The 10,851-nt window shown below is 62.7% G+C and carries 11 protein-coding genes; 3 read left to right on the forward strand and 8 right to left on the reverse strand.

Annotation, left to right across the window (positions count from 1 at the left end; translation table 11 throughout):
* The 7 genes from nrfD (ACMO6A_RS00005) to ACMO6A_RS00035 form a co-directional block, all read right to left on the reverse strand.
* Positions 1 to 1,128 (reverse strand): NrfD/PsrC family molybdoenzyme membrane anchor subunit (gene nrfD / locus ACMO6A_RS00005; RefSeq protein ID WP_418470608.1); only part of this gene is annotated, 1,128 nt, incomplete at its 3' end.
* Between the two features lie 16 nt (positions 1,129 to 1,144).
* The gene (locus ACMO6A_RS00010; RefSeq protein WP_114554587.1) at positions 1,145 to 1,762 is read right to left on the reverse strand and encodes a 4Fe-4S dicluster domain-containing protein; all 618 of its coding nucleotides are present in this window, start codon (positions 1,760 to 1,762) and stop codon (positions 1,145 to 1,147) included.
* A gap of 10 nt (positions 1,763 to 1,772) precedes the next feature.
* Positions 1,773 to 4,202: a molybdopterin-dependent oxidoreductase gene (locus ACMO6A_RS00015; RefSeq protein WP_086414944.1), complete on the reverse strand. Its 2,430-nt coding sequence runs from the start codon at positions 4,200 to 4,202 to the stop codon at positions 1,773 to 1,775.
* A gap of 718 nt (positions 4,203 to 4,920) precedes the next feature.
* Positions 4,921 to 5,922: a slipin family protein gene (locus ACMO6A_RS00020; protein WP_086414945.1), complete on the reverse strand. Its 1,002-nt coding sequence runs from the start codon at positions 5,920 to 5,922 to the stop codon at positions 4,921 to 4,923.
* On the reverse strand, positions 5,922 to 6,401 hold the full coding sequence (locus ACMO6A_RS00025) for a GntR family transcriptional regulator (RefSeq protein ID WP_086414946.1): 480 nt from the start codon (positions 6,399 to 6,401) through the stop codon (positions 5,922 to 5,924). The genes ACMO6A_RS00020 and ACMO6A_RS00025 overlap by 1 nt, the downstream gene beginning before the upstream one ends.
* Position 6,402: 1 nt before the next feature.
* On the reverse strand, positions 6,403 to 7,344 hold the full coding sequence (gene nrfD, locus ACMO6A_RS00030) for an NrfD/PsrC family molybdoenzyme membrane anchor subunit (protein ID WP_086414947.1): 942 nt from the start codon (positions 7,342 to 7,344) through the stop codon (positions 6,403 to 6,405).
* 178 nt (positions 7,345 to 7,522) lie between these two features.
* A complete protein-coding gene (locus ACMO6A_RS00035) occupies positions 7,523 to 8,164 on the reverse strand; it encodes a VanZ family protein (RefSeq protein WP_271807797.1) in 642 nt (213 codons plus the stop codon).
* A 31-nt stretch (positions 8,165 to 8,195) separates the two neighbouring features.
* On the opposite strand from ACMO6A_RS00035, the gene ACMO6A_RS00040 reads away from it, so the two are divergent.
* A complete protein-coding gene (locus ACMO6A_RS00040; protein ID WP_009305110.1) occupies positions 8,196 to 8,570 on the forward strand; it encodes a helix-turn-helix domain-containing protein in 375 nt (124 codons plus the stop codon).
* Here ACMO6A_RS00040 and ACMO6A_RS00045 read toward each other — a convergent pair.
* Positions 8,533 to 9,387 (reverse strand): ParB/RepB/Spo0J family partition protein, encoded by an 855-nt coding sequence (locus tag ACMO6A_RS00045; RefSeq protein ID WP_114551953.1) that lies wholly within the window; start codon positions 9,385 to 9,387, stop codon positions 8,533 to 8,535. The two genes, ACMO6A_RS00040 and ACMO6A_RS00045, sit on opposite strands and share 38 nt — an antisense overlap.
* 454 nt (positions 9,388 to 9,841) lie before the next feature.
* Between ACMO6A_RS00045 and ACMO6A_RS00050 the strand changes: the two genes are divergently transcribed.
* Together ACMO6A_RS00050 and ACMO6A_RS00055 are read left to right on the forward strand one after the other, a co-directional pair.
* Positions 9,842 to 10,141, forward strand: a complete 300-nt coding sequence (locus ACMO6A_RS00050) for a hypothetical protein (protein ID WP_009305112.1) — start codon at positions 9,842 to 9,844, stop codon at positions 10,139 to 10,141.
* A gap of 102 nt (positions 10,142 to 10,243) precedes the next feature.
* A complete protein-coding gene (locus ACMO6A_RS00055) occupies positions 10,244 to 10,525 on the forward strand; it encodes a hypothetical protein (protein ID WP_009305113.1) in 282 nt (93 codons plus the stop codon).
* Positions 10,526 to 10,851: the final 326 nt, after the last annotated feature.

Consider the following 10,851-nt stretch of genomic DNA (forward strand, 5'->3'; position numbering starts at 1 on the left):
GAACGCGAGCGCGCCGAGGGACACCACGCCGATGACCACGACGATCTCCACCCAGGTGGGAGCGTACGTCCCCGTGAGCGCCCACATGCTCGAGCCGCCCTGCTGGGCCGCCGCGATGCCAAGCGAGACGCCCGGCGCGCCCGCCACGTTGAACCCGACGAAGGAGGTGAGCAGCAGCCACACGCGCTTGAAGAACACGCCCGCCACCACGCACACGCTGGCCGCGGCCACCAAGCCCATCCGCGCGCGGTTCTTCGCGAACACGAGGATGCAGAACGGGATGAGGATGCCCACGACGATCTCGAACCAGAAGAACGGGGCGGTTGCGCCCGTCGCCATGATGGCGAGCGTCTCGGCGCCGGCGGCGCCCGGGTACGCCATAGTCAGCGCCTCGCAGCCCACGAGGAATCCGTCGACGGCGACGCACACGGCCAACAGGCCGGCCAGGTTCGACAGCAGCTTCTTGTCGGTGGCGAAACGGCCGGACTTGTTGAGACCCATGAGCGAGAGCAGCAGCAGGGCCAGGCCGGAGTCCATGGCCGATACCACGAACAGCGGCGCCATGATGGCCGAGTACCAGCCTTCGCGCGCCATTTCCAGGCCGAAGATCCACGCCGTAACCGAATGCACGAGGATGGCGACAGGCAGGGCGAAGCGCGACACGACGGCCACCTTGGCCTGCGCGCCCGGCTTCTTCGACTTCATGAAGTACAGGTACACGACGTTGATGACCAGGTACAACGTGATGACGCAGATATCCCAGAACAGAGGAGACATCGGGTTCGGCCCCGTGAGGATGCGCCACACGCGCCCGATGCCGCCGAGGTCGATCAGCACGAACATGCCGGCGCAGCAGATGCACACCGTGGACAGGACGACAGCGGGAAGCGCCACCTTCTTGTACTCGGCCACGTGGAACACGCTGGCCGACGAAGCCACGATGAGGCCGCCGGCCGACAGGCCCACGAAGAACATGAAGCACGTGATGTAGAGACCCCACGACGTGGAGTTGCTCATGCCGGTGACGCCCAGGCCGTTGACCAGCTGGTAGATCCAGGCGGCGACGCCGGCCACGGTCAGCGCTGCGAGCACGCCCGCGGTCGCTTTGAACGTTGTCGAGGTTTTCATGGTTCGCACCTCCTCCTTAGTTGAAGTAACGGACTTGCGGGCGGGTGCCCTGCTCTTCGAGAAGGACGCCGGCCTTGCGCTCGCGGACGACGCGCGAGATCTCGCTGTCCGGATCGTCGAGGTCGCCGAACGTGCGCGCCCTCGTGGGGCAGCACGCCACGCACATGGGCTCGTCGCCGCGGTCGGTGCGCTCCTTGCAGAGCGTGCATTTCTCCACCACGCCCTTGCCGCGCACGGGCACGTCCTTGTCGCCGTAGTTGAAACCGGGATCGCGCACCGGTTCGTTCCAGTTGAACACGCGCGCGTTGTACGGGCAGGCCGCCATGCACATGCGGCAGCCGATGCACTTCTCGTAGTCGATCTCGACGCGCCCTTTGTCGTCCTTGTACGTAGCGCCCGTGGGACACACGCGCAGGCATGCGGGGTTCTCGCAATGCTGGCAAGCAACGGGAAGGTATCCCCTGCTCAAATTAGGGAACTCGCCCAGTGCGCCGTCTTCCACGTCGCAACCTTCGGTGAGAACGCGGTTCCAGCGCATGCCGGAAGGCACGTTGTTCTGCATCTTGCATGCATGGGCGCACGTCTGGCAACCGATGCAGCGCGTCTTGTTGATAGCTATTCCCAGCTTAGTCATGTCGCATCACCTACGCTTTTTCGATCTGGACGAGCGTGTCGTTATAGGGAATCTGAGGTCCGTGGAACATCTCGTAGCACCGCTCGTTGCGCGCCGAGTTCGTCACGTTCTGAAGGAATCCCTCCTGGTAGTACTTCGTGTACGTGGTCTCAGCCATGAACAGCACTCCCGGCTGCAAGCTCGGGTTCACGTGCGCTTTGCACACGAACGAGCCTCGGCCGTTGTACACCTTCACGTCGTCGCCGGTCTGGATGCCGCGCGCTTCGGCGTCGGACGGGAAAATGTTGACGTAGGGACCGAAGTCTTCCTGGAACCATGGGGAGGCGCTATAGTACGCATGGATGCGATAGCGCGACTTGCCCTGCATGAAGTACAACGGGTACGTGTCTTTCAGCGGATTCTTCTCGAACGCCTCGTTGGCATCTTCGTACACGGGGAACTGATGCCCTTGATCGAGCAGGTACTCGTAGTACAGCTCAATCCTCGTGGACGGCGTGCCGTACATCTGGTCGGCGTGGCCGTCGGGGCGATAGTCGGGACCCGCACCGGCTACCGGCAAGCAACCGCCGCTTTTCAGGAGCGCGTCGTAGGTGATGCCCTTCATGTTCGGATCGAGTTCCTCCACGCCTTCGAGCGAGTATCGAGCCAGCTCTTCGTAACTTTCGGGCAGCAACTTCTCCAAGCCCCACTGGGCAGCCAGCAGACGCTCGATCTGCAGGTCGCTTTTCGATTCGAACAGAGGCTGTATCATGCCGTTCGCCAGCATGACGTGACCGTAGCTCGCACGCAGCTGCTTGACGTCTTCTTCGCACTCGAATTTGGTGCATGCGGGCAGCACGATATCGGCGTAGTCGACGGCGGACGAGTGGTAAATATCGATGATGGCAAAGAAGTCGAGGCTCTTCACCCACTCGAGCGTGTCGTTCGCATTGGCCGCCTCCAGCGTGAACGCGTCGCCGAACGTGAGCGCGACGTGGATGTTGTTCTCATGGTACGGCATGTCGTACATGGCCAGACCCGAATCGTTGTAACCGTACTCCTCGGGGAGCTTCCAATCGTTGAGCGTTGCCGCAGGATCGTCGGCACCCACACCGCCGTAGAAGCCGAACCCGGATCCCTTGCGGCCGTAGTTGCCGGTGAGCGCCGTGAGAATGGACATCGAGTGCCCCAGCACGTCGGCGTTCGTGTACTTGTCGGGACCGCCCAAACCGTAATCGATGATAGCGGGGCCGTTGTTCGCATAGCGATCGGCCAAATCGACGATCATATCCTTCGCGATACCCGACGTCTCCGATGCCCACTCGAGCGAATATTCAGAAATCCACTTCTTCATCAGCGCAAACTCGGTAGTTAACTCTTTACCGTCAACCGTCCAGCTGCCTTCGAGCGCCGGGCTTGCGCCCTCCGCGTCGTAAAGCTTGGGAGCATTGCTCGCCTCGTCCCACACGTAAGGCTTTCCGACGTCCTCGCCCGTGACCACGGTAGGATTCGGGCACAGCTCTTCAGCGCTGCGATAGCTCTTACCGGTTTTCTTGTCGACAAGATACGGCAGGGATGTATGAGCCTTGACGAACTCCTCGTCGTACCATTTCTCGTCGATGATGGCGCGTATCATGCCTTGGATGACCGCAGCGTCCGTGCCGGGATGCACGGGCAGCCACGCATCGGCCTTCGATGCGGTGCCACTGAAACGCGGATCAAGCACTGCGATGTACGTGCCGGCTTCCTTCGCATCCATCAGCGCGCGCGACCACACGATGCCGCTTTCCAGCGGATTGTGCCCCACCTCGATAATGGTCGCAGCATCAGAGAATTCCCAGATGGAACGCGTCGGACAGTAGCTGAACGCGCCAAAAGCGGGCGTCTGGCCGTTCGGCTGGCCTCGGTCGAGGCCCCATTCGCCGCCTTGATCGGCTTTCAGCAGCGCGCCGATGAAATCGAAGCCGATGGAAGCCTCGGTGGACTTGCGGACGAACACCGAATCAGGCCCGTGCTTCCGATGCGACTCGTTGATGGCATCGGCGATGGCCTTGACAGCCTCGTCCCAGCTGATCTGCTCGAACTTGCCTTCGCCGCGCTCGCCGACGCGCCTGAGCGGCGTTTGCAGACGATCGCTTGAATAGATATGCGCGATCTCGTTGATTCCGCGCAGACAGATAGTGCTGTGCGACTCGTCGACGAGGTCGCTCGGCTCGATGAGCGCCACGCGTTCGTCACGGATCGTGCACTTCAAATTGCACCCGGTAAGGCAATGGAATTGGTGGCAAAGATGAGCCACCCGCTCCCCCGCCTCGGCGTGGGCTTGGGCTGGTGCGAGCCAAGTGTCGGTTGCGATCATGTTGGCCGCGCCTGCGAGGCCGAGCGCCCCCGCAGCAGCGCCGGTCGCCTTTAGAAAGCTCCTGCGCGTGAGCCCGCTGTTCGGGCTGCTTGTTCCTGACATGTCTCCTCCTCAAAGATGTCGTCAGGATATCCCCGTTCCGTCGACTGTGGTCTTCATACCTCCAGCCGGCAAAACCTCATACGAGGATACCCCCGTTCCTCGTGAGAATTGGCCAAATTCCACTGCGCCCACTATACGAAATTATCCTATGACAATCAATGATTGTCATAGGATAATTTTTGCTTGTCATTATACTATTTTGTGGATACTTTTTCGTGATTCCGCAGGTCATCTTCTTACTTTGTCGGCTTGAAACCGAAAGGGCGGCGAAGAATGCGCCACGCATGCCGGGGAATCGTCGAGACAGAAGCCCCGACCACCCGTCCGATGGACATCGCCCGGAAAACCCCTCGCCCAAGCGCCGCCTCAGACATCGGCCACCCTTCCGTGCAGCGGACGGAAGCCAAAACGGCAAAAAAGCATCAAATTCGGAAGAAGTCGCGTAGGCCGAGCAAGCACAGCGCGCACGACATCGCATAAGAGCGCTCTGCGACCAGGCAATATGCTGGAAGAGCATGCCCGCCCCACCAGCCGCCCGCTGCGAAACTTCCGAATTCGATGACCTTTTGCCACCAACGGCGCATCGAGCGTGCAGCGGGCGGGCGCGGGAAGCGCGATTCGCGGCGCGAGCAAGAGGCGAAACTCGAAGCGCAATCAGGATCGAGGCCCCAAGCGGCCGACCAGAACGACCGAGCTCAACGCTCGTCGCCTTGGGCCATCACAAGCCCGACCCCTTCCCCAGCACATCCTTCGCCGCGTCGCCCAGCACGTCGCCGAAGCCTTCGCTGAAGCTGCTGGGCACCACCACCGTGCCACCCGTTTCGCGCACGCTCTCGTACAAGAGGTGCATCGCACGCAGGCGCAGCGCGGCGTCGTTCTTCGCATAGGTGTCGCCCATGTCGTCCATCATCTCGCAGATGTCCTGCTCGGCTTCCATGAGGATGATGCGGGCCTTCTTGCGCTGCTCGGCCTGGGCCTCCAGCGACATGACGTCCTGCAGCTCCTTCGGCAGCAGGATGTCGCGTATCTCCACCGACAGCACGGTGATGCCCCACGGCGCCACCTTCTCCTCCAGCACGCGCTTGAGCTCGCGGTCCAGCTGCTCGCGGCGGATGGCCACCTCGGCCACGCTCGCGCGCCCGATGGCGTCGCGCAGCGCCGTCTGGGCCGCCAGCTCGACGGCGCGCGTGAAGTCGCCCACCTCGATGCACGCCGCTTTCGCATCCCACACGTGCCAGAACAGCACGGCGTTCACGTCGAGCGGCACGAGATCGGCTGTGAGGGTTTCCTCGGCGCCGAAGGTGGTGGCGCGCACGCGGGTGTCCACGCGCATGGTGTTCTGCTCGATGACGGGGAACGTCCAGAACAGGCCCGGGCCCGACACGCGGTTGAACGTGCCGAAGCGCAGTACGACCACCTTCTCCCATTGCTGCGCGATGTGCACGGCCGCCGTGGCCAGAAGCGCGCAGACGAGCGCCGTCGCGATGGCTGCGACGTCGATGCCGGCGATTGCCCACCAGGCGCCCAGCACAAGGCCGAACGCCAGCAGGAACACCACCGCCGAGAACAGCAGCACGCCCGTGCTCGACGCGCGCTCGCCCACGATCTCCGTGTTCGCGTCGGGGACAACGTGCAGCCCGCGGCGCGACGATGCGGCAGACGGCGCGCCGCCCTGCCCGCTTGGCATATCCCCTTCGTTTCGCCTGGTCTTCACCCGCATCACGCTCCCGTCCGCGCCTTGCGCGCCGTCGTTCCCACGTCGACCGGCACGATCCGCCCCGTCCCCTCGGCCCGCTCGAGCGGGGGTTCGAGGCCCTCGTCCTTCTTGATCTGCTTGATCTTCTTGATCATGCACTTCTGCACGTCGTCCAACGACAATCCGAGGTCGCGGCAGGCCGCCACGCAGTCGCTCATGATGCCGTCGACGTCTTTCGTGTACTCCTCGTCCATCTCGGAGTCGAGGTCGCGTACGAACACGCCGCGCCCGCGCGTCGATTCCAGGTAGCCGTCGGAGACGAGGCTGAGGTACGCCTTGTTCACCGTGTTGTAGTTGATGGAAATCTCCGAGGCCAGGCCGCGCACGGTGGGCAGCTGGTCGCCCGGCTTGAAGTACCCCGAGTTGATCAGGTAGATGAGCCGCTGGCGCAGCTGCACCCACAGCGGCACGTCGGTGGTCGAATCCACTTCGAACGGAAACATATCACATCACTCCCATCGAGCTCAGAACAGGATGCGCGCCGGCCGCGACGACGCAGAACCGCATGACGAACCCGCCGGCCAGCACGCACGCGGAGGCGAACAGAACGACGCCTGGCAACGGGCGGCGCCGCAGTGCGAGCACGACGTCCAGCGCGAACGGCACCGCCAGGCCGAGCACAGCGAAGCAGCCCCAGAACAGCTGCGCGTTCCGGCCCGCCACCAGCTCCCGCACCGATTGCGCCGCGGCGAGCTCGGTGCCGTTCGACAGCGGCGCGCCTGCCTGCGAAGCCGCGCATACGAACACCGCGACGATGGCCGCCTCGACCACGATGACCGCGGCATCGATGGCCGCCAAGCGCCCGAGCATGGCGCCGAACGCCGATGCCGCGCCCGTGATCTGAGCAAGCGCAAGCGCGCACGCGATGCCGCACGACAGCGACGACGCCGCGAACAGCGCCGGCAGCCACGGCGTGGCCCACAAGGGCACCGCGCCCAGACTCTGCAGCAAAAGGCCGGTGTACACCATGACCACGAGGGACGCAAGCCCGGCGACCACATGAACGACGCGTACGAGGGCGACGTTCCAGACGCCGACGCCGAGCCATGCGAGGCCGAGCGCCGCCGCGAGCGCCAGGCAGGCTGCGAGCGCCCACGAGCCCACGGCCAGGTACGATGCCGTCGGGTGCACGAGCAGCAGAATCATGCGCTCGGCGTTGCCGAGGTCGGCCACCAAACACACGATGCCCAGCGCAAGCAGCACGAACGCGGCCACGAACCCCGAGCCGAGCAGCTTGCGGTACGCGGCGCTCGGATGTAGGTGCACGCCCGGGAGCGTTGACAAGCACGAACGGGGCACGAGCAGGCCGAGCACCGAGAGCACGAGGCAGAGCCCCGCCCCGGTGCCGCCGAGGAACAGGTAGCACACCACCAGATCGCTCAGCACGTCCGCCCCTTCCTTCGCGATCCGTTCGCATGCGGCTCATGCGAACCATCGCGCTCCACCGTCGCAGCCGCCTCGCTGAGCGGCTTTCGCTCCACGCGCCGCCATCTCCCCTCGATGCCGGAATAGTCATAGGATAATATTAGCACGCCCCGATGCGCTTCGCCATTGCGGGCGGCTTCTAGCCTTCCCTCCGCCTCGCCAACGCTTTCGCCATTCCGTAAGCGGCGAAGACCACGACGACGGCCGCAAGGTATCCGAAGGCGTCGAACGGGAGATCCTTCCAATCGAAGTGCCGAACCGGAACGAACAGTTTGTGCGTCTGGTCGAAAAGCGACCCCGCCATGCACGCTCCCAACGAGGCGAGCATCATGGTTCCCACGCTCATTCTTTGCGAAAACCAGACAATGACCAGCACAGAGGCGAGCGCGCCGAACGCGAAGAACTCGCCTGTATGCCCTATCCTGCGCACGGGTATCTGTTGGACGAGCTGCGCAAGCAAACCATCCGACCCTGTATGCGCGACAACGGATTTCAAGAACGCGTCGAAGCGGCTCGACAGCGCTACGCTTTCCGTCGGGCCTTGCGCGGTAAGGTAGAAGATTGCCGCGCAGATGCCGACGAAACCCAACGTGACGAGGGCGCGAGCCGCATTTCTCATTCGTGTCGACCGTCGAGCGATAGGGCCTCCTCGCTGCAGGGATTCATCGATCTGCTTTGAAAGCAAGGTTTGATTATACCGAAGACGCACCGACGTCGGCGGAAACGTGCAAGATGCGTCATCTTTCCAAGAAATCGTCCATATGTACTCTGGTGGATACAAGGGTGCGTATTCAACCGGTTACGCTTGCGACATGGGAAAATCCTCCGAAAAGAACACGCCGGCATATCACGACCCCCTTGTGCAGCAATACGCCTTCATCCTCGGCGAGAACCTTCGTCAGTTGCGCAAGGCGCAGGGCTTGACGCAGGAGCGGCTTGGGCTGATGATAGGCACCGGGCATTCTCGGATCAGCAACATCGAACGAGGCCGCGTGGTTCCGAGCGTTCCCGACATGATCAAGCTTTGCCGGGCGCTCGAGGCCGACCCCGTCGAACTCGTCGACACCGCCGCGTTCAAGCTCTCCGATTTCCCCGAACGCCAGCAGGGCCATGCGCGGCTTTACGCCCCTCCCCCGCGCCCCGCCGAAGCTACAGCTGGTCCACCAGGCTCTTCAGTTTGCGAATGAGTCCCTGCGAGAGTGGCACGCCCTCGCGATCCATTCGACGAGCTTCCTCGACGCTGCGGATAGCCGCCTGCAACGCGCGGGACGCATCGGCCGTCGTCTTGGGCCGCGACGCTTTGAGGTGGGCTTTCAGCTGGCCGAGGGTCATCTCCTGGCGCTGGTACTCGACGAACAGATCCAGCTGTTTCTGGTTCGGAAGCTGCGAGATGGCGCGCAACGTGAGCGGGTCGACGACCCCGGCTTGCGCCTCCACCTGCCAGTTCTCGTTCAGGTCGCCGGTGAGGAGCTCCGCCTGCTCGCGCGTTTCGCGCAGACGCTTCTCGGCCGCGATAGCGCGCTTGACCGTGGCGGGCGACACCGACTGCCCCGTTTCCTCGGTCACGATGCGTGCGATGATGTCGTTCGTGCGCACGCCCTTGAGCGACGGGTCTGCCTCGCGCAAAGCCGGCACCTCCCTGCCGATGGCCGCGTAGCGCGCGCCGCGCTCTTCCTGCGAAAGCCGGCGCGTCACGAGGTTGGTGACATTGAGCAGCACACGGGCGCGGGCGTCGTCCAGGTCGTCGACGAGCGTGACCGGTATGGTTCGGAAGGCGGCGTCCTCGCGGGCAAGGCGCCTGTACGCCTCGAGTCGGCGGTGCCCGGCGATCATCTGATAGGCGCCGTCCGACAGCTTGCGCACGAGCGGCAGCTGCCCGAGACCCTCGGAGCGGATGGACGCGACGAGCTCCTGCATCTCGCTTTCATCCATGGTGAAGTCGTTCTCCGGGTGCGACTGGATGCTGTCGACGGGAAGGGCGAGCGTTTGGTAGGGAGTGGTCATCGGGATTATCTCCTTTGCATATTATTTCATATTTATGCAATTTCTTGTATATATCAACGCTACTATTGAATAGAATAATATCTTAAATTGAATATACTTCATTATAGGCTGTCTAGCTTTTCGGCAATAGCCTCCGTTTCTCCAAACCCCTTACGCAGATCCGCCATGCCGTCTTCCCGTGGATCGCGAGTTTCGAAATCGCAGCTTCCAGCATAAGCGGTTTACCCTTCGATGGCAAACCCGATCGTTTTTTCTGCCGACGTTTCAAACGCTTTTCACAATCAAAATATCGCCGCTTGCCGATCGACCTTCCCGTTCGTTTTGTCAAACGCGTCGTTCGTGACGACGCCCCGGATATTAATGGAAAGTGATAAAAAACTTTCTATAATGCGAACTAGGCAACTCATAATTAAGTTGCCGGGCGGCACGCACCGATCGTCTCAAAGGAGGCACCATGTCGGATTTCAAAGAAATAGCGGTTCGCAACAGGCAAAACGGCGTTAGCGGCGAGCAGACGGGCAGGGATCTTTTCGCTCTCTCGCCCAACGGTCCGCTCGAAGATGTGGTGGAGGCTCTGGCCTTCGCCGGATTCCCTCCGCGCGACACCATTATGGGCGCTACCCAGTATTCTACGTCCCTGTATCCGGGCGAAAGCGAGTACACGCATCGCCAGGTGATCATCGACAAGATGAAGGCCGTAGGCTATCCGGCCAACGAAGTCGACGATGCCGTTGCCGACATTTGGCGCGGGTAGGCGCATTCTTTCGAGAAAGGTGTCAACGGGGTTCCGCGCGACACGATTGCTGAACAAGTCGAGGCCGAGGGTCTCGAAACGACGGAGCGAAAGGAGAGCACGATGCTCGGAACATGGGAAATCGCGAAAATGAAAAAGTCAAGCCTGCCTGAAAAGGTTGCCAGCGGCTTCAGCGAGGCCACAAAGAACCTCAAGGGCGCGAAATACCGCCCGGTTCTGTACTGCGGCAAGCAGATCGTGGCAGGCACGAACCACATGATCATCTGCAAGCAAACGCTTTCGGACAGAGAGGGCACCGAGCATGTGGTGGCGATGATGCTGCACCAACCTTTGCCGAAGCAGGGAAAGAAATGGGAGATCGTCTCCATCACGCCCATCGTGTAAAGGCTCGAACCCGATAGGGCCTTTCGGCGCTGCCGGGTTGAAGGCTAGCAGGCGGGTCGTTCGAGGTGCCCCAGGGCGCTCGAGCGACCCGCCTTTTCGTTGCTGGTGGGTACGCGAAGCGAACCCGCGGGGTCACCATGACCCCGCAAGAGCCCTACCCCGCCCCGCGGGCATGCCGTTTCGACGATAAGCGCGGTTATGTAAAGTCGAGCGCGAGGGTCGGGGATGCCGAGCCGATGGCCGCCTCCGACGTGGCGTTCCTGGCGCCCGAGCTGGTGTCGGAGGCCGAGGGCCCCGTGCCCGTCCCCGCGCCGGCGGAGGGGCGG

This window comes from Eggerthella sp. (assembly GCF_048329335.1).
In the GTDB taxonomy this organism is placed as follows: domain Bacteria; phylum Actinomycetota; class Coriobacteriia; order Coriobacteriales; family Eggerthellaceae; genus Eggerthella; species Eggerthella lenta.